General features: G+C 61.8%; 18 protein-coding genes. 11 read left to right on the forward strand and 7 right to left on the reverse strand.

Annotated elements, in window-relative coordinates; all coding sequences use genetic code 11:
* Positions 1 to 7: 7 nt before the first annotated feature.
* Positions 8 to 679, reverse strand: coding sequence for a TetR/AcrR family transcriptional regulator (locus AC19YS_RS06635; RefSeq protein WP_106575697.1), 672 nt, complete (start codon positions 677 to 679; stop codon positions 8 to 10).
* A 146-nt stretch (positions 680 to 825) separates the two neighbouring features.
* Here AC19YS_RS06635 and AC19YS_RS06640 point away from each other — a divergent pair, with 146 nt between their 5' ends.
* The 5 genes from AC19YS_RS06640 (at position 826) to AC19YS_RS06660 (ending at position 5,756) form a co-directional block, all read left to right on the forward strand.
* Positions 826 to 2,253, forward strand: a complete 1,428-nt coding sequence (locus AC19YS_RS06640) for a coniferyl aldehyde dehydrogenase (RefSeq protein ID WP_200622239.1) — start codon at positions 826 to 828, stop codon at positions 2,251 to 2,253.
* A gap of 28 nt (positions 2,254 to 2,281) precedes the next feature.
* Positions 2,282 to 2,827: a twin-arginine translocation pathway signal protein gene (locus tag AC19YS_RS06645; RefSeq protein ID WP_106575699.1), complete on the forward strand. Its 546-nt coding sequence runs from the start codon at positions 2,282 to 2,284 to the stop codon at positions 2,825 to 2,827.
* Positions 2,828 to 2,978: 151 nt separating this feature from the next.
* Positions 2,979 to 4,574: a GMC family oxidoreductase gene (locus tag AC19YS_RS06650; RefSeq protein ID WP_500601269.1), complete on the forward strand. Its 1,596-nt coding sequence runs from the start codon at positions 2,979 to 2,981 to the stop codon at positions 4,572 to 4,574.
* Positions 4,575 to 4,688: 114 nt separating this feature from the next.
* A complete protein-coding gene (coaD, locus tag AC19YS_RS06655; protein WP_003176711.1) occupies positions 4,689 to 5,168 on the forward strand; it encodes a pantetheine-phosphate adenylyltransferase in 480 nt (159 codons plus the stop codon).
* A gap of 336 nt (positions 5,169 to 5,504) precedes the next feature.
* The gene (locus AC19YS_RS06660; RefSeq protein WP_003213796.1) at positions 5,505 to 5,756 is read left to right on the forward strand and encodes a YfhL family 4Fe-4S dicluster ferredoxin; all 252 of its coding nucleotides are present in this window, start codon (positions 5,505 to 5,507) and stop codon (positions 5,754 to 5,756) included.
* Positions 5,757 to 5,890: 134 nt separating this feature from the next.
* Here AC19YS_RS06660 and mutM read toward each other — a convergent pair whose 3' ends face one another.
* Positions 5,891 to 6,703, reverse strand: coding sequence for a bifunctional DNA-formamidopyrimidine glycosylase/DNA-(apurinic or apyrimidinic site) lyase (mutM, locus tag AC19YS_RS06665; RefSeq protein ID WP_106575702.1), 813 nt, complete (start codon positions 6,701 to 6,703; stop codon positions 5,891 to 5,893).
* Between the two features lie 21 nt (positions 6,704 to 6,724).
* Positions 6,725 to 7,537 (reverse strand): HDOD domain-containing protein, encoded by an 813-nt coding sequence (locus tag AC19YS_RS06670; protein ID WP_500601492.1) that lies wholly within the window; start codon positions 7,535 to 7,537, stop codon positions 6,725 to 6,727.
* Between the two features lie 296 nt (positions 7,538 to 7,833).
* On the opposite strand from AC19YS_RS06670, the gene AC19YS_RS06675 reads away from it, so the two are divergent.
* From AC19YS_RS06675 to ilvD, 3 genes are all read left to right on the forward strand, one after another.
* Positions 7,834 to 9,030: a class I SAM-dependent rRNA methyltransferase gene (locus AC19YS_RS06675; RefSeq protein ID WP_003213799.1), complete on the forward strand. Its 1,197-nt coding sequence runs from the start codon at positions 7,834 to 7,836 to the stop codon at positions 9,028 to 9,030.
* Positions 9,031 to 9,229: 199 nt separating this feature from the next.
* Positions 9,230 to 10,426, forward strand: a complete 1,197-nt coding sequence (locus AC19YS_RS06680) for an MFS transporter (RefSeq protein ID WP_500601270.1) — start codon at positions 9,230 to 9,232, stop codon at positions 10,424 to 10,426.
* 259 nt (positions 10,427 to 10,685) lie between these two features.
* Positions 10,686 to 12,527 carry a dihydroxy-acid dehydratase gene (gene ilvD, locus AC19YS_RS06685; protein WP_500601272.1) on the forward strand — a complete coding sequence of 614 codons (1,842 nt, stop codon included), beginning with the start codon at positions 10,686 to 10,688 and terminating at the stop codon, positions 12,525 to 12,527.
* 758 nt (positions 12,528 to 13,285) lie between these two features.
* Here the strand turns inward: ilvD and AC19YS_RS06690 are convergent.
* On the reverse strand, positions 13,286 to 14,344 hold the full coding sequence (locus AC19YS_RS06690; RefSeq protein WP_106575706.1) for an HAD family hydrolase: 1,059 nt from the start codon (positions 14,342 to 14,344) through the stop codon (positions 13,286 to 13,288).
* 241 nt (positions 14,345 to 14,585) lie between these two features.
* Between AC19YS_RS06690 and AC19YS_RS06695 the strand changes: the two genes are divergently transcribed.
* Positions 14,586 to 15,977, forward strand: coding sequence for an L-cystine transporter (locus AC19YS_RS06695; protein WP_500601274.1), 1,392 nt, complete (start codon positions 14,586 to 14,588; stop codon positions 15,975 to 15,977).
* An 85-nt stretch (positions 15,978 to 16,062) separates the two neighbouring features.
* Here the strand turns inward: AC19YS_RS06695 and AC19YS_RS06700 are convergent, their stop codons facing one another.
* Complete coding sequence (locus AC19YS_RS06700; RefSeq protein ID WP_124418676.1) at positions 16,063 to 16,575, reverse strand: dihydrofolate reductase; 513 nt, start codon at positions 16,573 to 16,575, stop codon at positions 16,063 to 16,065.
* A 69-nt stretch (positions 16,576 to 16,644) separates the two neighbouring features.
* On the opposite strand from AC19YS_RS06700, the gene AC19YS_RS06705 reads away from it, so the two are divergent.
* Both AC19YS_RS06705 and AC19YS_RS06710 read left to right on the forward strand, forming a co-directional pair.
* Positions 16,645 to 18,024, forward strand: coding sequence for a DUF2868 domain-containing protein (locus AC19YS_RS06705; RefSeq protein WP_500601276.1), 1,380 nt, complete (start codon positions 16,645 to 16,647; stop codon positions 18,022 to 18,024).
* Positions 18,017 to 19,384, forward strand: coding sequence for a GTPase/DUF3482 domain-containing protein (locus AC19YS_RS06710; protein WP_448201975.1), 1,368 nt, complete (start codon positions 18,017 to 18,019; stop codon positions 19,382 to 19,384). Before AC19YS_RS06705 ends, AC19YS_RS06710 begins: the two co-directional genes overlap by 8 nt.
* Here AC19YS_RS06710 and AC19YS_RS06715 read toward each other — a convergent pair.
* A complete protein-coding gene (locus AC19YS_RS06715) occupies positions 19,381 to 19,935 on the reverse strand; it encodes a phosphonate degradation HD-domain oxygenase (protein ID WP_500601278.1) in 555 nt (184 codons plus the stop codon). The two genes, AC19YS_RS06710 and AC19YS_RS06715, sit on opposite strands and share 4 nt — an antisense overlap.
* Complete coding sequence (locus tag AC19YS_RS06720) at positions 19,935 to 21,068, reverse strand: TIGR03364 family FAD-dependent oxidoreductase (protein ID WP_200622255.1); 1,134 nt, start codon at positions 21,066 to 21,068, stop codon at positions 19,935 to 19,937. The genes AC19YS_RS06715 and AC19YS_RS06720 overlap by 1 nt, the downstream gene beginning before the upstream one ends.
* Between the last annotated feature and the right edge of the window lie 3 nt (positions 21,069 to 21,071).

The following is a 21,071-nucleotide window of genomic DNA, read 5'->3' on the forward strand; positions in this document are numbered from 1 at the left end:
AAAGGTCCTACTTCACTTCTTCCAGTGCCTGGTTCAACGGCACGTAAAACTCTTTGAACAAGGCGTCTACCGCCTCTTTGGCCTGGGGCGTGACAAACCCCGCCTCCAGCACCAGCACCTGGTACACCCCACGCTTGATCGCCTCGGCGCTCAAGTGGGCGGAATTTTCATTGGTGGTGCACAGAAATCGCACCCACGAGGTGAGGATGATCCAGGCATTGAGGGTCAGCGCCTCGGTTTGCACCGGGTCCATATTGAGGATGCCGGCATCGACAAACCCTTGATAGATGGCGCCGCCCTGGATCAGGCAACGCTGGGAAAAGCGCCGGTAGCCGGTGGCCAGCTCCGGGTCGCTTTCCAGCAGGTGTTCCAGGTCGCGGTGCAGGAAGCGGTAGCGCCACATGCCAGCCAGCACGGCCTGCAGGTAAAAACGCTTGTCTTCGACGGTGACGGCGCGGCCCTGGGGCGGGCGCAGGAAACTGTCCACTAGGACTTCGTATTCGCGAAACAGCACGGCGATGATCGCCTGCTTGTTGGGGAAGTGGTAGTACAGGTTGCCCGGGGAAATTTCCATGTGGGCGGCAATGTGATTAGTGCTGACGCTGCGCTCGCCCTGCTGGTTAAAAAGCTCCAGGCTGGTTTGCACGATGCGCTCGCTGGTCTTTACTCGTGGTGCCATAGGGGATCAGCTTCTGAACACGTGATGGGGCATCTTACGGCCTATCCTTGTCTGGATAAATCCGCATGTTGCTGCAATGACATTTGACAATTTAGAGCAATGACTCTAAAAATCCAGGCAGACCTATAACAATCGGGAACTGCGCCATGTCTGCCAACGTTGCCTACCTGCAAGATTCCCAGACACTGGATCAGCTCCAGGACCTGTTCGACGCCCAGCGCCGTGCCTATGCCGCCAACCCGATGCCACCGGCGGCGCAGCGCCAACAATGGCTCAAGGCATTGCGCGATGTACTCAGCGACGAACGCCAGGCCCTGATCGACGCGATCAGCCAGGACTTCAGCCACCGCAGCGCAGACGAAACCCTGTTCGCCGAATTGATGCCAAGCCTGCATGGCATTCACTACGCCAGCAAACACCTCAAAGGCTGGATGAAACCTTCCCGCCGCGCTGTAGGCATCGCCTTCCAACCGGCATCTGCCAAGGTCATCTATCAACCACTGGGCGTGGTCGGCGTGATCGTGCCGTGGAACTACCCGTTGTATTTGGCCATCGGCCCATTGGTCGGCGCGTTGGCGGCCGGTAACCGAGTGATGCTCAAGCTCAGCGAATCCACGCCCGCTACGGGTGAACTGCTCAAGGCGCTGCTGGCGAAAATTTTCCCCGAAGACCTGGTGTGCGTGGTGCTGGGCGAAGCAGAAGTGGGCATGGCGTTTTCCAAATTGCGCTTCGATCACCTGCTGTTCACCGGCGCCACTAGCATCGGCAAGCACGTGATGCGCGCGGCGGCTGAACACTTGACCCCGGTGACGCTGGAGCTGGGCGGCAAGTCGCCGGCAATAGTCTCCGCCGATGTGCCGCTCAAGGACGCCGCCGAGCGCATCGCCTTCGGCAAATGCCTGAATGCCGGGCAAACCTGCGTGGCGCCGGACTACGTGCTGGTGCCCGAAGATCGCGTCGAGGGGTTCGTCGAGGCATACAGCAAGGCAGTTCGCGGGTTTTACCCAACCCTGACCGACAACCCGGACTACACCGCCATCATCAATGATCGGCAACAGGCCAGGCTGAATGCCTACGTCAAAGACGCCACCGACAAAGGCGCCACCCTGATCGCCTTGTACGACCAAGGCCAGGCACGGCGCATGTCCCACAGCCTGTTGCTGAATGTCAGCGATGAAATGACCGTGATGCAGGACGAAATCTTCGGCCCGGTGCTGCCGATCGTGCCGTATCGCGGCATCGACCAGGCGTTTGCCTACATCAACCAACGCCCTCGCCCGTTGGCCCTGTATTACTTCGGCTACAACAAGGGCGAGCAGAACCGCGTACTGCATGAAACCCACTCCGGCGGCGTGTGCCTGAACGACACCCTGCTGCATGTGGCCCAGGACGACATGCCCTTCGGCGGCATCGGACCTTCCGGCATGGGCCACTACCACGGCCACGAAGGGTTCCTTACGTTCAGCAAGGCCAAGGGCGTGCTGGTGAAGCAGCGCCTCAACGCGGCGAAATTGATCTACCCGCCCTATGGCAAGTCGATTCAGAAGTTGATTCAGAAGTTGTTTATTCGCTGATTCCGCCACTCTCGGGACAACAATGACAATGAACCCTAGCCTGACTGAAACACCTGCGCTGTCGCGGCGCGGCGTCTTGAAAATTGGCCTGTGTGCCAGCGCGTTCCTGGCCACTGCCGGGCTGGGCGCCAGCCTCAGCGGGTGTTCCAGCAGCACCCCGGCCAGCGGCTTTGCCATGCTGCGCAGCAGCGACTTGCCGTTCTTGCGCGCGGTGATCCCGGTGCTGCTCGAAGGCGCGGCCAGCGCCCAGGACGTGGTCGCCGGGATTGAAGACACGCTGAAAAAACTCGACTACAGCCTGCAGCACCTGTCGCCGGAGATGTTCAAGCTTACCCAGCAACTGTTCGACGTGCTGGGCATGGGCATCACCCGCGGCCCGCTGACGGGGATCTGGGGCAGTTGGGAAAATGCCAGCGGTGAGCAGATCCGCAACTTCCTACATCGTTGGGAAAACAGCTACCTGAACCTGCTGCGCATGGGCCAGGGCTCACTGCTCAAGCTGGTGATCATGGCGTGGTACTTCCGCCCGCAATCCTGGGCCCATTGCGGCTACCCCGGCCCGCCGAAGATCTAGACCTGACAACCCGATTAGAAAATGTGGGAGCTGGCAGGCCTGCGATGGCGGTGTATCAGCGATGAATTGATCGGCAGGCAAACCGCTATCGCAGGCAAGCCAGCTCCCACACTGGTCGCAACTTCGTACAGAAAAATAAGAGTGCACACCTATGCCCGTACCCGATCTGTTCCGCGACGGCCTGGCCCGCGGCTGGAAAACCCACAATGGCGCCGCACTCGACAGCGACCTGACGCTGGAAGCCGATGTGGTGATCATCGGCAGTGGTGCCGGCGGTGGCACCACCGCCGAAATCCTCAGCGCCGCGGGCTACAAGGTGCTGCTGATCGAAGAGGGCCCGCTCAAGACCAGCAGCGACTTCAAGCTGCTCGAAGACGAGGCCTACGCCAGCCTGTACCAGGAAGGCATTGGCCGCATGACCAAGGACGGCGCGATCACCATCCTGCAAGGTCGAGCCGTGGGCGGCACCACATTGATCAACTGGACGTCGAGTTTTCGCACGCCCGACGCCACGCTTTCCCACTGGGCCAGCGAGTACGCGGTAAAAGGCCACAGCAGTGCCGAGATGGCGCCGTGGTTCGAAAAAATGGAACAGCGCCTGGGTATCGCGCCATGGGCGATTCCACCGAATGCCAATAATGATGTGATCCGCAAAGGCTGCGAAAAGCTCGGTTACAGCTGGCACGTCATCCCGCGCAACGTGCGCGGCTGCTTCAACCTGGGCTATTGCGGCATGGGCTGCCCGGTCAACGCCAAGCAATCGATGCTGGTGACCACCATCCCGTCCACGCTGGAGAATGGCGGCGAGCTGCTGTACCTGGCCCGCGCCGAACGCTTGAACTACAGCGGCGACACCATCAGCAGCCTGGAATGCGTGGCGATGGACGCGCGCTGCGTCGCGCCCACGGGTCGCAAGATAACGGTCAAGGCCAGGCATTACGTGCTGTCGGGCGGCGGCATCAACAGCCCGGCGCTGCTGATGCGTTCGGACGCGCCCGACCCGCACTCGCGCGTGGGCAAGCGCACGTTTCTGCACCTGGTGAATTTCTCTGCCGCGCAGTTCGACGAGGTGATCAACCCGTTCTACGGCGCGCCGCAGTCAATTTATTCCGATCATTTTCAGTGGGTGGACGGCACCACCGGCAAAATGTCCTATAAGCTGGAGGCACCGCCCTTGCACCCAGGGTTGGCCAGCACGCTATTCGGCGGTTACGGCACCGGCAACGCGCTGGATATGAGCCAGTTGCCACATACCCACGCCATGCTTGCCCTTTTACGTGATGGTTTTCATCCCGACAGCCCTGGCGGCACGGTGGAATTACGCGGCGACGGTACGCCGGTTCTGGATTACCCAGTATCGCCCTACGCCTGGGACGGCCTGCGCCGAGCCTTCCACAGCATGGCCGAGATCCAGTTCGCGGCGGGCGCCAAGTCGGTCAAGCCGTTGCATCACGACGCGCGTTACGTCAGCACCCTGGCCGAGGCACGCAGCCTGATCGACGGCCTGAGCCTGGAACTGCATCGGACCACCCTGGGCAGCGCCCACGTGATGGGCGGTTGCGCCATGGGCGAAGACCCGAAAAACGCAGTGGCTGACAGCCTCGGTCGCCATCACCAGTTGCGCAACCTGTCGATCCACGACGGCTCGTTATTCCCCACCAGCATTGGGGCTAACCCGCAATTGTCGGTGTATGGATTAACCGCGCAACTGGCGACAGCGTTGGCCGAACGTCTGAAAACAGCGTGAAAAAACAGGTTATTCGCGGTGTCTATAGTGCTTTCTTCTGCATAAGTTGACTTGGCCGACCGGGATGGCTGCGATACCATCCGGTTCCCCAACGGACTCCGCCAGGACGACGCGATGAACCGAGTGTTGTACCCAGGTACCTTCGACCCGATTACCAAAGGCCATGGCGATCTGGTCGAACGCGCCTCTCGCCTGTTCGACCATGTGATCATCGCGGTCGCTGCCAGCCCCAAGAAAAACCCGCTGTTTCCCCTGGAACAGCGCGTGGAACTGGCGCGTGAGGTCACCAAACACCTGCCTAACGTGGAAGTGGTGGGTTTTTCGACGCTGCTGGCACACTTCGCCAAGGAGCAGAACGCCAATGTGTTCCTGCGTGGCCTGCGCGCGGTGTCCGACTTCGAGTACGAATTCCAGCTGGCCAACATGAACCGCCAACTGGCGCCGGACGTCGAAAGCCTGTTCCTCACGCCGTCGGAGCGTTATTCGTTCATTTCCTCGACGTTGGTCCGTGAAATCGCCGCTTTGGGCGGAGATATCACCAAGTTCGTGCACCCGGCTGTGGCGGATGCGCTGACACTGCGCTTCAAGAAGTAATTTTCTGATGAGCGGGCTTGCCTGTGCCAAGCCTGACTTGTCCATGCTGAGCCTGATTTGCCTGCACTGAGCAGGCTTATTGTGGCAGCGGACTTGCTGTGGCGAGCGGGCTTGCCCCGCGTTGGGCTGCGAAGCAGCCCCAATGAAGCCACCGCGTAGTTCCAGCCAAAACACCGCCGCCTGTTTTTAGCGCCGCTTCGCAGCCCAAACCGGGGCAAGCCCGCTCCCCACAACAAGCCCAACGATCGCCACAGCTCGCACTGCGGGCGCCAATGCGGCACAATTGCGCGCATTCGTTTTCAGATGCCCTGGCTGACAGCCCTGGCAGGAGTTTCCATGTCCCTGATCATCACCGACGATTGCATCAACTGCGACGTCTGCGAACCTGAGTGCCCGAACGCTGCGATTTCCCAGGGTGAAGAGATCTACGTGATCGACCCCAACCTGTGCACCCAATGCGTCGGCCACTACGACGAGCCTCAGTGCCAGCAAGTGTGCCCGGTGGATTGCATTCCGCTGGACGAGGCACACCCTGAGACTGAAGAGCAGTTGATGGAAAAATATCGGTTGATTACCGGTAAGGCCTGAGGTTCTTGCAGTGCCTGCAAGGGCCTCTTTGCGAGCACGCCCGCTCCCACCGTTGACCAAGTACTCACATCAAAATGCGGTCGAATGTGGGAGCGGGCTTGCCTGCGATGGCGACATCAGCCCTCACACAACACTCAGCTCTGGCACTTAGGGCAAAACACACTCGCCCGCTGCCCCAACACCACATTGCGCAATTCGCTGCCGCAGACCTTGCACGCCTCGCCGCCCCGGCCATAGACGAACAGTTCCTGCTGAAAATACCCCGGCTGCCCGTCACCGCCGATGAAGTCCCGCAATGTGGTGCCGCCACGCTCGATGGCGGCGGCCAGCACACGCTTGATCTCAATCGCCAGCTTCAAATAACGCCCGCGAGAAATGCCACCGGCAGCCCTGCGCGGGTCAATCCCGGCGGCAAACAGCGCTTCGGTCGCATAGATATTGCCCACGCCCACCACCACCGCGTTGTCCATGATGAACGGCTTCACCGCCATCGACTTGCCGCGGGACAGCTGGAACAGCCGCTCGCCGTCAAACAGGTCAGTCAACGGCTCCGGCCCCAGGCGAATCAGCAATTCGTGGTTGTGCGGGTCCTGGCTCCAGAGCATCGCGCCGAAGCGCCGCGGGTCGGTGTAGCGCAGCGCCATTCCCGACTCCAGCTCGATGTCCACATGCTCATGCTTGAGCGCGGGTGAACCGGCTTCCACCAGCCGCAGGTTGCCCGACATGCCCAAGTGGCTGATCAAGGTGCCCACTTCGGCATTGATCAACAGGTACTTGGCCCGCCGCTCCACCAGCACGATGCGCTGCCCGGACAGGCGCACATCCAGGTCTTCCGGGATCGGCCAGCGCAAGCGCCGCTCACGCACCACCACACGGCTGACGCGTTGGCCTTCCAGGTGCGGCGCAATCCCGCGCCGGGTGGTTTCGACTTCTGGTAACTCGGGCATGTGTACCTCGTGAAAAAAGGGTCAGTGCGCGCCCAGTTCGCGGATCGACAACTTCATGCTTTCGAAGTCGTAGTCCGACAGGCCCACGTAATCCAGCACCAGATGGCCGATGCCATTCCATTCATGGTCCACGGCCTGGTTACCCAGCACGCGATAGGACGAACAGATGTGCTCAGCCATTTTCAGGATGGCCAGCAGGTTTTTAAGTTGCGGCGTGCGCGATGACTCATCGCTGAAAATCGCCAACGCGTTGTGGTGGTTGGCAATCGCGTCGGTCACATGCTCCGGCAGACGCCAGGATTTGGCGGTGTAGTAGCCGACCACGGCATGGTTGGTGTTGAACGCGTTGTTCTCGGTGTCGACCACGCGGCAATCGGGCCCCGCATTGGCGTAGGCCTGCTCCAGCACCGTCATGTAATTGGGGAACCGCTTGAGCATCAACGGCACGCCGCAATCGTGGAACAGCCCCAGGGCATAAGCCTCGTCCACCGCCTGCGAGCCGGTGCGCTTGGCCAGGGTCAGGCAGGTCATGGCCACATCCTGGGCGGTGTCCCAGAAACGGTTGAGGGTGACAATGGTGTCGTCGCTCATCTCGCCTTTGATCGACTGCGCGTTGATCAAGTTGATGATCGAACGGCTGCCCAGCAGATTCACCGCGCGCTGGATCGAGGCAATCTTGTTGCTCAGGCCGTAATACGGCGAGTTGACGATCTTCAGCAATGCGCCGGACAGGCCAGGGTCCTGTGAGATCAACCGCGCGATCACTTCCAGGTCCGGGTCGGGCATGTACTGCTCCATCTGCAAATCCACCATGATTTGCGGTTGAGGCGGCACGCTGATGCCTTGCAGGGCCTGTTGGATCTGCTCGGCGGAAAGCTCTTGGGACATAAGTACACACTCTGGGCTAGGCGGGGATTCTAACCCTTATGAAGACTTGACCGACACCCAAATGCCGAACTGAAACCGGATCAAATGTGGGAGCGGGCCTGCTCGCGAAAGCCCGGTTTCAGTCACCCAATACAGTGGCTGATCCACTGCTTTCGCGAGCAAGCCCGCTCCCACATGTCCGGCGGCGCCGCGAATTCATGCACAACACGGTATACTCCCGCTCTTTTTTCCGGAGCGACGTCATGTCCCTGCCAAGCCTGCGTCTCAAAGCCAACGCCGATCGTCGTTTGCGCAACGGCCACCTGTGGGTCTACAGCAACGAAATCGACGTGGCCGCCACCCCACTTCACGGCTTCCAGGCAGGCGACCAGGCTATCCTGGAAGCGGCCGGCGGCAAGACCCTGGGCATCGTGGCCATGAGCCCGAACAACCTGATCTGCGCACGCCTGCTGTCGCGCGACATCAAGTTGCCATTGGACAAGTCGCTGCTGGTGCACCGCATCAACGTCGCGCTGTCGCTGCGTGACCGCCTGTTCGACAAGCCGTTCTACCGCCTGGTGTATGGCGACTCCGACTTGTTGCCAGGCCTGGTGGTCGACCGTTTCGGCGACATTCTGGTCGTCCAGATCGCTTCGGCGACCATGGAAGCCCACAAAGAAGACGTGATCGCCGCCCTGACCCAAGTGCTCAAGCCAAGCGGCATCCTGTTCAAGAACGACTCCGCCGCGCGCGACGCCGAAGGCCTCAACCGCTACGTTGAAACCGTGTTCGGCCTGGTGCCGGAATGGGTCGCGCTGGAAGAGAACGGCGTGAAATTCGAAGCCCCGGTAATCCAGGGCCAGAAGACCGGCTGGTTCTACGACCACCGCATGAACCGCGCCCGCCTGGCGCCGTATGCCAAAGGCAAACGCGTGCTGGACCTGTACAGCTACATCGGCGGCTGGGGCGTGCAAGCTGCAGCCTTCGGCGCCAGTGAAGTGTTCTGCGTCGACGCTTCGGCCTTCGCCCTCGACGGTGTTGAGCGCAACGCGGCACTGAACGGCGTTGCCGAGAAGATGACCTGCATCGAAGGCGACGTGTTCGAAGCCCTCAAAGAGCTGAAAGCCAGCGAAGAGCGTTTCGACGTGATCGTGGCCGACCCACCTGCCTTCATCAAGCGCAAGAAAGACATGAAGAACGGCGAAGGCGCCTACCGCCGCCTGAACGAGCAAGCCATGCGCCTGCTCAGCAAGGACGGCATCCTGGTCAGCGCGTCGTGCTCAATGCACCTGCCGGAAGACGACCTGCAAAACATCCTGCTGACCAGCGCCCGTCACCTGGACCGCAATATCCAGATGCTCGAACGCGGCGGCCAGGGCCCGGATCACCCGGTGCACCCGGCGATTGCCGAGACTCGGTATATCAAGAGCATTACGTGCCGGTTGTTGCCGAATAGCTAAGTAACATCGCGGACCAAATGTGGGAGCTGGCTTGCCTGCGATAGCATCACCGCAGGGTATCTGACATACCGAGGTGCTTGCATCGCGGGCAAGCCCGGCTCCCACACAAGTCCATATAGCTTCCCGCAACGGTTTTGATTGAATTCCATTTTTCGCAGACTAGTATCGGTTTCTGGTTTTACTCCGGAAAATAACAACAATGTCTGATTCCTCTTATTCGCCGCCCCACGGCGACGTAAAACGCCATCATCTCTCGCGCTTCATCCTCATCACCTGCATTTCGCTGATCAGCTTTTTCCCGATCAATATCCTGCTGCCCTCATTCCCGGCCCTCGCCGCCCGATTCGACATGCCCAGCGCAGATGTCGCGCTATCCATCAGCCTGTTCACGCTGGTTTTTTCGATTTCCCAACTGGTCGCCGGCCCGCTGTCGGATAAATGGGGCCGCAAGGAAGTCTTGCTCGGTTGCATCACGCTGTCGATCCTGGGTGCGATAGGTTGCGCATTATCGACGGACTACCTGAGCTTCCTTCTGTTTCGCTCGGTCCAGGCCATGGGTTGCGGCTTCTTCGTACTGGGCCACGCGTTAGTGGAAGACCTGTTCGAAGAACAGGATAGAGCCCGTGTGCGCCTCTACTACATGACCCTGAGCGGCTCGTTCGTCGCTTTGTCACCGCTGATCGGCTCCTGGTTGCAAACCACCTTCGACTGGCAAGGTAGTTTCTATGGATTCGCACTGATGGCATTGGGCATGTTGATCCATGCGTTCTGCATACTGCCCTCCAAGTCCGCCAGCCCGCACCGCACGTCGGTGTCGATCATCGGCACGCTGAAAGATGTCGCGACCAATCGCGACTTCCTGCGTTACTGGTGGATCGCCGCGCTGGTGTTCGCCTGCTACTTCGCCTTGATCAGCGTGACACCGTTGATTTTCATGGACTCGTTGAAACTCTCCGAATACCAGTACGCACTGGTACTCATGGTGTATGGCGTGGCCTATCTGCTCGGTGGCTTGGCGGCGTCGTATCTTCAAAAACGCATTTCGCTGTCCCGGCAAATCAACATCGGCCTTGGATTGCTGCTTATCGCAGGCGTGCTTCTGATGCTGATCGTCGGTCTTGGGGCTATCACCACCATCACCCTGCTGATCCCGATGCTGATCAGCGCCCTGGCCGTAACTCTGGTTCGCCCCGCCGCGATTTCCGCCGCCATGTTGCTGTTCTCCAGCAGCGCCGGCACCGCCGCCTCGGCCGGCAACAGCATCATGTTCATCACCGCTGCCGTCAGCAGCGCCGCCCTCGCCCAAGCCGGGGCCAACCTGCTGATGACCATCGCCATCAGCTTCATCGTGTTCAGCGTTTGGGGCGTGGTGACGAACGCGCGGGTCGGCCGCTGACCATGAAACTTGCATACCCACACGTCTCGTAAGCGCTATCTACACGCTGGCGGCCATTCCCTCCGGCCGCCAGCGGTGTAGAATCGACCCTATTCATCGCCAGTCATCCCCCGGCGGGTTTATGAGCTCGAGGCCCAAGCACGCGGCGATCCCGCGACGCGAGTGGCAACGTTTGGACACACAGCCATTTTCTGAGTGTTCCAGACGCCAATAGAGGCTCACTTCCCTTTAGTACTTGATTAGCCGCCCGGAGTGCTTCATGCCTGATTACCGCTCGAAAACATCCACCCACGGCCGCAACATGGCCGGCGCGCGCGCACTGTGGCGTGCCACGGGGATGAAAGATGACGACTTCAAAAAGCCGATCATCGCGATTGCCAACTCGTTCACCCAGTTCGTACCCGGCCACGTCCATCTCAAGGACCTGGGCCAACTGGTCGCCCGCGAGATCGAACGCGCCGGCGGCGTGGCCAAAGAATTCAACACCATCGCCGTGGATGACGGCATCGCCATGGGCCATGACGGCATGCTGTATTCGCTGCCGAGCCGCGAGATCATCGCCGACTCCGTGGAATACATGGTCAACGCCCACTGCGCCGACGCCATCGTGTGCATCTCCAACTGCGACAAGATCACCCCCGGCATGCTGATGGCCTCCCTGCGCCTGAACATCCCGGTGATCTTCGTCTCCGGCGGGCCGATGGAAGCCGGCAAGACCAAACTCGCCTCCCACGGCCTCGACCTGGTCGACGCCATGGTCATCGCCGCCGATTCCAGCGCGTCTGACGAGAAAGTCGCGGAATACGAGCGCAGCGCCTGCCCTACCTGCGGTTCGTGCTCCGGCATGTTCACCGCCAACTCGATGAACTGCCTGGTGGAAGCCCTGGGTCTGGCCTTGCCGGGCAACGGTTCCACGCTGGCCACCCACAGCGACCGCGAGCAGCTGTTCCTGCAGGCTGGCCGTACCATCGTCGAGCTGTGCAAGCGTTACTACACCGACAACGATGAGTCGGTGCTGCCGCGCAACATCGCCAACTTCAAGGCGTTCGAAAACGCCATGACCCTGGACATCGCCATGGGCGGTTCCACCAACACCATCCTGCACTTGCTGGCCGCCGCCCAGGAAGCCGAGATCGATTTCGACCTGCGCGACATCGACCGTCTGTCCCGCCACGTGCCGCAACTGTGCAAAGTCGCGCCGAACATCCAGAAGTACCACATGGAAGACGTGCACCGCGCCGGCGGGATCTTCTCGATCCTCGGTTCGCTGGCCCGCGGCGGCCTGATGCACACCGACCTGCCGACCGTGCACAGCACGAGCATGGCCGAAGGTATCGCCAAGTGGGACATCACCCAGACCACCGACGAAGCCGTGCATCACTTCTTCAAGGCAGGCCCGGCCGGCATCCCGACGCAAACGGCGTTCAGCCAGTCCACCCGCTGGGACACCCTCGATGACGACCGTGAAAACGGCTGCATCCGCAGTGTCGAGCACGCCTACTCGCAAGAAGGCGGCCTGGCCGTGCTGTACGGCAACATCGCGCTGGATGGCTGCGTGGTGAAAACCGCCGGTGTGGATGAATCCATCCATGTGTTCGAAGGCAACGCCAAGATCTTCGAAAGCCAGGACAGCGCCGTGCGCGGCATCCTCGCCGACGAAGTCAGAGCCGGCGACATCGTGATCATCCGCTACGAAGGCCCGAAAGGCGGCCCGGGCATGCAAGAGATGCTCTACCCGACGTCGTACCTGAAATCCAAAGGCCTGGGCAAAGCTTGTGCGTTGCTCACTGACGGCCGTTTCTCCGGCGGCACCTCGGGCCTGTCCATCGGCCACGCTTCGCCAGAAGCCGCTGCCGGCGGCGCGATTGGCCTGGTGCAGGACGGTGACAAAGTGCTGATCGACATTCCGAACCGCTCGATCAACCTGTTGATCAGCGACGAAGAGCTGGCCGCGCGCCGGGTCGAGCAGGACAAGAAAGGCTGGAAACCGGTCGAGAAGCGTCCGCGCAAAGTCACCACCGCGCTGAAGGCTTACGCCCTGCTGGCCACCAGCGCCGACAAAGGCGCTGTGCGTAACAAAGCGATGCTCGACGGCCTGTAAGCCTCGCACATGAAAATGCCCCGCCACGTGCGGGGCATTTTTTTGTCTGGATAAACCCTTCAGCAGTAGACCGAGTTCCAACATGCGTGTGTGGTCGAATGTGGGGGCTGGCTTGCCTGCGATAGTGGTGGGTCAGCTGACTCATGCAGGGCCTGACACAAAGCCTTCGCGGGCAAGCCCGCTCCCACAGTTGATCGGGTTCCGGCTTGAGCATGCGGTTGAATGTGGGAGCTGGCTTGCCTGCGATCGCGGTGGGCCAGTCGCCTCATGCAGGGCCTGACACGCCGCCTTCGCGGGCAAGCCCGCTCCCACAGTTGATCGGGTTCCGGCTTGAGCATGTGGTCGAATGTGGGAGCTGGCTTGCCTGCGATCGCGGTGGGTCAGCTGACTCATGCAGGGCCTGACACACCGCTTTCGCGGGCAAGCCCGCTCCCACAGTTGATCGGGTTCCAGCTTGTGCATGCGGTTGAATGTGGGAGCTGGCTTGCCTGCGATAGCGGTGGGTCAGCTGACTCATGTCGGGCCTGACACAAAGCCTTCGCGGGCAAGCCCGCTCCCACAGGTGACCGGGTTCGAGCTTGTGCATGCGGTCGAATGTGGGAGCTGGCTTGCCTGCGATAGCGGTGGGTCAGCTGACTCATGCAGGACCTGACACAAAGCCTTCGCGGGCAAGCCCGCTCCCACAGGTGACCGGGTTCGAGCTTGTGCATGCGGTCGAATGTGGGAGCGGGCTTGCTCGCGAAGCAGGCGGCTCGGTCTTACTGAATCTCGTCCGGCTTGACGATCACCCAGTTCTTGTCCGCCGTCACCGGCAGCCCTTCCTTGGCCTGGGCCGCTGCGTGCTTGGCCATCATGCCGTTGAGTTGGGTCATGTATTTATCCTTGCGGTTGACCCACAGGTGGACGCCACCCTTGGCCACGTCCACATCGTGAAACAACATGTAGCCGTCGCTGGTGGGGGTGTCGCCGCCCACGATCACCGGTTTTTTCCACTCATCAATGTAGGTGAGGATCGCTGCGTGCTTGCCGGCCATCCAGGTCGCCGGGGTCCACAGGTACGGGGTCAGCTCCAGGCCGAGGTTGGCTTTTTCGTCGTATTTGCCGGCGGCGATCTGTTTGCGCGCAGTGGTCAGCTCGCCGGTCTTGCGATCCTTGAGCAAGGTGCTCACGCCGATGACGTTCTCGGGTTTGACGTTGTAGCCGTACTTGGGATCGGCAGCGACCATGCGCACTAACTCCTCGGATGCGGCGGTCATCACATACACCTCGATGCCGTTTTCCATCAGTTTGTTGAACAGCTCAGCCTGGCCGGTGAAGACCTTCGGCGGCTGCACGTCCATGGTCTTGACCACATCACCGTCGTAATAGGTGACCGGCACCGGCTTGCCCGACGCCATCATCTCGTCGACGTAGCCCTTGAGCTCCTTGAGGGTGAAGCCGGAGAAAATCTGCGCAACCCACGGGTAGCAGACCATGTCGTCCACTTCGCAGAGTCGGTAGTAGTAGCTGAACAGGCTTTCCTTGTGGTCGGCGGTGTCTTTGAACGGGATCAGCTTGAGGGACGGGTCCATGGTGTCGCGGGTGATCAGGCCTTTGTTCTCAAGGTACGGCAGCAGGGACTCTTCGAGGTCGTAACGGTAACTGGTGTTGTCCATGTCGAACACCGCGAAGTTACCCTTGTTAGCGTTGGCGGCGATCATCTTGTTCAGTTGCTCGGCGGCAGGCGCCGGCCAGTGCTTTAACTCGGTGGCGGCAAATGCCTGGCTGGCGAGGCCCAAGCAGAAGGCGGCGGCCAGTAGTGTTGGCGCGAGCTTCATAAGCGTTTTCTCCCTGAGTGAAAGACATCGACGCTAACAAATCTGTGTGACAGTTATCGCCCGAGCACGACCGCTTGCGTCGTGATTGCGCCAAGAGCGTGTGCCTGAGCGTCAAACGCTTATTCCAAAAACGACAGTCACCATTCCATATCGGTATTAAATCAATATATTTCAAGCTGTTAGGATTTCCGGTTCGCAATCGCAGGCTCACGCGATTGGCTGCCTTCTCAACGGAGCTTCAATGAATCTGCCCCTGATTCTCAACGTACTGGTGTTCGTGGCCCTGCTTTTGGGCCTGGCACAAACGCGTCACACCCACTGGAGCCTCGCTAAAAAGGTCCTGTTTGCGCTGGTGCTCGGCGTGCTGTTCGGCGCGGCGTTGCACACGATTTATGGCGACGGCAACCCGGTGCTCAAAGCCTCGATCAGCTGGTTTGATCTGGTCGGCAATGGTTACGTGCAGTTGCTGCAAATGATCGTGATCCCGCTGGTGTTCGCCTCGATCCTCAGCGCCGTGGCGCGTCTGCACAACGCCTCGTCCCTGGGCAAGATCAGCTTCCTGACCATCGGCACGCTGCTGTTTACCACAGCGATTGCGGCGCTGATCGGTATCGGCCTGACCAACCTGTTCGGCCTCACCGCCGAAGGCCTGTTGGCCGGCACCCAGGAAATGGCGCGCCTGCAAGTGATCCAGAGCGATTACGCAGGCAAGGTCGCCGACCTGAATATCCCACAGCTGCTGCTGTCGTTCGTGCCAGCCAATCCGTTTGCCGACCTGGCCCGGGCCAAGCCGACGTCGATCATCAGCGTGGTGATTTTTGCTGCGTTCCTCGGGGTTGCCGCGCTGCAACTGCTCAAGGACGACGTGGAAAAAGGCCAGAAAGTGCTCAACGCCATCGACACCCTGCAAGCCTGGGTGATGCGCCTGGTGCGCCTGGTGATGAAGCTGACGCCCTACGGCGTGCTGGCGCTGATGACCAAAGTGGTCGCCGGCTCCAACCTGCAAGACATCATCAAGCTCGGCAGTTTTGTGGTGGTGTCGTACCTGGCGCTGGGCCTGATGTTTGTGGTGCACGGCCTGCTGCTGTCGCTGGCCGGGGTCAACCCGCTGCGCTTCTTCCGCAAGGTGTGGCCGGTGCTGACCTTTGCCTTCACCAGCCGCTCCAGCGCAGCCGCGATCCCGCTGAGCATTGAAGCGCAGACCCGCCGCCTGGGTATCCCGCAATCAATTGCCGGTTTCGCCGCCTCGTTTGGCGCCACAATCGGCCAGAACGGTTGCGCCGGTCTCTACCCGGCCATGCTTGCGGTGATGGTTGCACCGACCGTAGGCATCAACCCACTGGACCCGCTGTGGATCGCGACCCTGGTGGCGATTGTGACCTTGAGCTCGGCCGGTGTGGCCGGTGTTGGCGGCGGCGCGACCTTTGCCGCGCTGATCGTACTGCCGGCGATGGGCTTGCCGGTGTCACTGGTGGCGCTGCTGATTTCCGTGGAGCCGCTGATCGACATGGGCCGTACGGCGCTGAACGTGAACGGTTCGATGACGGCGGGTGCGATTACCAGCCAGATCATGGGGCAGACGGATAAAGCGTTGCTGAATGCCGATGAGCATGCGGAGTTAGCGCAAGCCTGATAGACCGCTATCGGGGGCAAGCCCCCTCCCACAGTTGACCGATCGAACGCGATCAAGTGTGGGAGGGGGCTTGCCCCCGATGCTTTTAGGCTTTTTCCCAGACTTCGAAGTTGTACGCGGGCTTATCGCCCTCGGCCGGGTTCTCGACATTCGACACCAGCTTCCACTGGTTCAGATCAAACTCGGGAAACCACGCATCCCCTTCCGGGCTCAACGCAACCCGCGTCAGATACAGGCGATCCGCCTGCTCCAACCCTTGCGCATACAACTGCGCACCGCCGATCAGCATCAGCTCATCCACGCCCTGCTCCAGCGCCCAGGCCTCAGCCCGTTCCACCGCCGCAGCCAGCGACGGAAAAACTTGCGCACCTTCAAGCTTAAGATCGGTCTGACGGCTGACCACAATGTTCAAGCGCCCCGGCAACGGTCGGCCCAGTGAATCCCAGGTCTTGCGCCCCATGATGATCGGCTTGCCGAGCGTGGTGGCCTTGAAATATTTGAAATCCCCCGGCAAATGCCAGGGCATGCTGTTGTCGACGCCGATCACGCGGTTTTCACCGAGGGCTGCGATCAGGCTTAAAGGGAGAGTTTTTTTCATGGCGACGAGAATACCAGAGCTGCGAGTCTGCGGTTATGCTCCAACCTCACTTGCTCAACAGGACGGCGCGTGACTGCTCTGACTCCCCTGCACACACTTTGGCTGACAGAAACCGTACGCCTGCGTGAAGAACACGCCGGCCCACTCGAAGACCTGGAAGCCAACCGCCTGGCCCGCACGGCCGGCGGCGACTTGCCGACGCGCATCCAGGCGCGCGCCCTGCACTTGGCCGAGCGCGACGGACTGACCGGCGCCCTCACCCGCTGGCTGCAAGGCGCCCGTTTGGCGTTGGTGCTGCTGGCCGTGGTCGCGGTGATCAGCGGCGCCGGCCTGGCGTTTGCTGCGCTGGGTAACGGCCTGACTCCGGTGAATGTGTTCTGGGCGCTGGGCAGTCTGCTCGGTTTGAACCTGATTCTGCTGCTGAGCTGGGCCTTGGGCCTGGCGTTTGCCGGCGAGCACAGCGCCAGCCTCGGCCGCCTGTGGCTGTGGCTCAGCGAAAAATTCGCGCGTGATGCCAAGGCGGCTCAGTTGGCGCCGGCGCTGCTGCTGTTGCTGCAACGCCACAAACTCAATCGCTGGGCAGTGGGTGTGCTGGTCAACAGCCTGTGGCTGCTGGCATTGCTCAGTGCCATGGTGATTTTGCTGACACTGCTGGCCACCCGGCGCTACGGTTTTGTGTGGGAAACCACCATCCTGGGCGCCGACACGTTTGTCGCCGTCACCCAAGCCCTCGGCAGCCTGCCCGCGCTGCTGGGCTTTAACGTGCCGACCGTCGACATGATCCGCGCCAGCGGCGACTCCGCCCTGAATATCGAAAGCGCACGGCAGGCCTGGGCCGCCTGGCTGGTGGGCGTGCTGCTGGTGTACGGCCTGCTGCCGCGGTTGATCCTCGCGCTGCTGTGCCTGTGGCGCTGGAAACGTGGGCGCGCCGCCCTGCGCCTGGACCTCAACCTGCCCGGCTACAGCCCGCTGCGCGAACGCCTGATGCCAAGCAGCGAGCGGCTCGGTGTCAACGATGCAGCGCCTGAACAGCTGCACCACGTCAGCGGCGGCGTCAGCGAACTGGAGAGCGACGGCGCCTTGCTGGTGGCCATCGAACTCGATGATCAGCACCCGTGGCCGCCCAAACTACCGGCCAGCATCAAAAACGCCGGCATTCTGGACAGCCGCGAATCGCGCAACAAACTGCTGGAACAGCTCACGCGCTTCCCACCCGCACGCCTGGCCATCGCCTGCGACCCTCGTCGCTCGCCTGACCGTGGCAGCCTGGCGCTGATCGCCGAACTGGCACGCAGCGCCACGGCCACCCGCGTGTGGCTGCTGCAGGCACCGCCCGGCCAGGCGCTGGACGCCGAGCGCCTTGGCGATTGGCACGCCGCGTTGCACCAACTCGAACTGCCCTTCGCCGACTGCGCGCCGCTCACATGGCTGGAGACCGGTCATGACTAAACCGCTGAAACTGGCCGTGGTCGGCCACACCAATGTCGGCAAGACGTCGCTTTTGCGCACGCTGACCCGTGACGTCGGCTTCGGCGAAGTCTCCCATCGCCCCAGCACCACGCGGCATGTGGAAGGCGCGCGGTTGTCGGTCGACGGCGAAGCCTTGTTGGAGCTGTACGACACGCCCGGGCTGGAAGACGCGATTGCCTTGCTTGATTACCTGGAGCGCCTGGATCGCCCCGGCGAGCGCTTGGACGGCCCGGCACGCCTGGCGCGTTTCCTGGAAGGCAGCGAAGCGCGCCAGCGTTTCGAACAGGAGGCCAAGGTGTTGCGCCAACTGCTGGCCTGCGACGCCGGCCTGTATGTGATCGACGCTCGCGAGCCGGTGCTCGCCAAGTACCGCGACGAGCTGCAAGTGCTGGCCAGTTGCGGCAAGCCGCTGCTGCCGGTGCTCAATTTTGTCAGCAGCAGCCACCACCGCGAACCCGACTGGCGCGAAGCCCTGGCCCGCCTGGGTCTGCACGCGCTGGTGCGGTTCGACAGCGTCGCGCCGCCGGAAGACGGGGAGCGTCGCCTGTATGAAAGCCTGGCCCTGCTGCTGGAGAATGCGCGGCCGCAGCTGGAACGGCTGATCCTCGATCAGCAAGCCCAGCGCCAGGCCCGCCAGCTGAGCGCCGCGCGGTTGATCGCCGAATTGTTGATCGACTGCGCGGCGTGCCGGCGCAGCGTGGTCACCGAGGATGAACAGCAAGCCATCAGCGATTTACGCAAGGCCGTGCGCCAGCGCGAACAAAAATGCGTGGAAGCCCTGCTCAAACTCTTCGGCTTTCGCCCGCAGGACGCCACCGCCAGCGATTTGCCGCTGCTCGACGGCCGTTGGGGCGATGACCTGTTCAACCCCGAAACCCTCAAGCAACTTGGCGTGCGCGTCGGCGGTGGGATCGCCGCAGGCGCGGCCGCCGGGGCCGGCGTGGATTTGCTGGTTGGCGGCCTGACCCTGGGCGTCGCCGCGATTGCCGGTGCGATTGCCGGCGGTGCGCTGCAAACCGCGCGCAGCTACGGCAGCCGTCTGCTGGGCAAGATCAAAGGCCATCGCGAGCTGACCGTCGACGACAGCGTGCTGCGCCTGCTCGCCTTGCGCCAGCGCCAGTTGCTCAAGGCCTTGAACCTGCGTGGCCATGCGGCGATGCACAGCATCAAGGTCGACACGCCCCAGGACAAAACCTGGCGCGAGGGCAAGCTGCCGGACGCGCTGCATAAAGCCCGCGCGCACCCGCAATGGTCGTCCCTCAACCCTCACGCCAAACTCAGCCAGGCCGAACGCCAGGAACAGGTCGAGGCGCTGGCCCTGCGCCTGGATGAACGCTAAGCCGCAAGCAATCGCCGGGCCTTGGCCTTCAACACTTCAAGGTCCAGCACCGGCACGTGCATGTCCTTGGCCTGCTCATCCCAGTGGCGCATGCGCAGGCTCACCGAACAAAGCGGGTCCTGTTCGAACGCCTGGGCTTCTTCGGCGCTCATCACGCCGCCCTGGTAACCCAGGGTGCGGCGGCTGGCTTCGCTCAAGCGGGCATGATAGTCCGGCTGGCTGAAGGTCAGGTAACGCTTGGCCTGCACGTGATATTCCACCAGCCTGGCCATGCGTTCGCTGAACCCTGCGCGGCGCAAATAATCCGCGCCCAGCCGCTCATGACTGACCACGCCGTAGCCGCCCATGTTCTCGCCGCCCTGGCCGCAGAGGTGCCCGATGTCGTGGAAAAATGCCGCCAGCACCACTTCATCGTCAAAGCCCTCAGCCATCGCCAGCTGTGCGGCCTGGGACATGTGCTCGATCTGCGACACCGGCTCGCCGATGTAGTCGGCCGTGCCATGTTGATCGTACAGGCCGAAGAGTTCGGCAATCGCCTGTTCCGGGTTCATCACGCCTCACCCCACATTGTGCTGATGTTTCGTTCGGCCATCGCCGGCCCGACGCTCATGCCCACGCCGGTGTGCATCAACGCCGCGCTCACGCCCGGTGCTACGCGCAGGAACGAAAACGGCCCCGGTCCACGCGCGCCATACACGCCCTGCCAGCGCTCCACCACCTGAACCTTGCAACCCAGGGTCTGCTGCGCCAGTTCGATCATCCAGTCATCGACCTGCTCGGTATTGAACGGCGAGGCATCGCGGCCGTAGTCATGGGAATCACCGATGATCAGTTCGCCATAAGGCGTCGGGCTGATCAGCAAGTGAATGCCGTGTTCATGCAAATGCGGTGAATCGCGCAGGATGTGCGCCTGCACGGGCGAAGCTTCCGGCAAATCGGCGAAGGCGCCGTAGTGCACACAACTGAGACCTGTGAGCAACGCGTGTTGCAGGTTCAGGTTAACGACGGGGCGGGCGCGCAGCATTTGCAGGCGACAGACACTCGGGTTGAGTTCGGCGATCGATTCCGCCAGCAGGGTTTGGTAGTCATGGCCGGAGCACACGATGACCTGCTCGCCACGAAAGCTCCCCGCCGTGGTGTGCACGTGGCCGGGCTCAACGTCGCGCACCAGCGTGGAGAAATGAAACTCCACCTTCAATTCGCTGCGAAGGTAGTTGATCAGCGCCGGAATTGCTTCGCGCGAATACAACTGCTGATCGTCTTTGCCATGCAGCGCGGCGCGGTGATGGCGGAACTGGCCGCCATATAAATCCTTCATCGCGGCGCCTTGCAGCAGCTCGACGTTGTAGCCGTAAGCCTGCGCACGACCGGCGCAAAAAGCTTCCAACAGATGTTCTTCCGCCTCTGTACGCGCAAACAGGTATGAGCCCTTGCGCTTGAGCTGCAGGCCGGCCACCTGCGCCCAATGCCCCCAGATATCACGGCTTTGCCGGGCCAGGTCGAGCATCGGCCCCGGCGGTTGGCCGGTGACCAGCGCCTGGCCAAAGTTGCGCACTGAGGCGCCGAGCGGCGTGGCGCTGCGCTCGAAGACCTTGACCTTGAGGCCGCGCTTGGCAGCGGCGTAGGCGTGGGACAGGCCGAGGATGCCGGCGCCGATGATCAATAAGTCGCTGTGTTGTGTCATTAA

The sequence above is a fragment of the Pseudomonas sp. MF08831 genome (assembly GCF_059862645.1).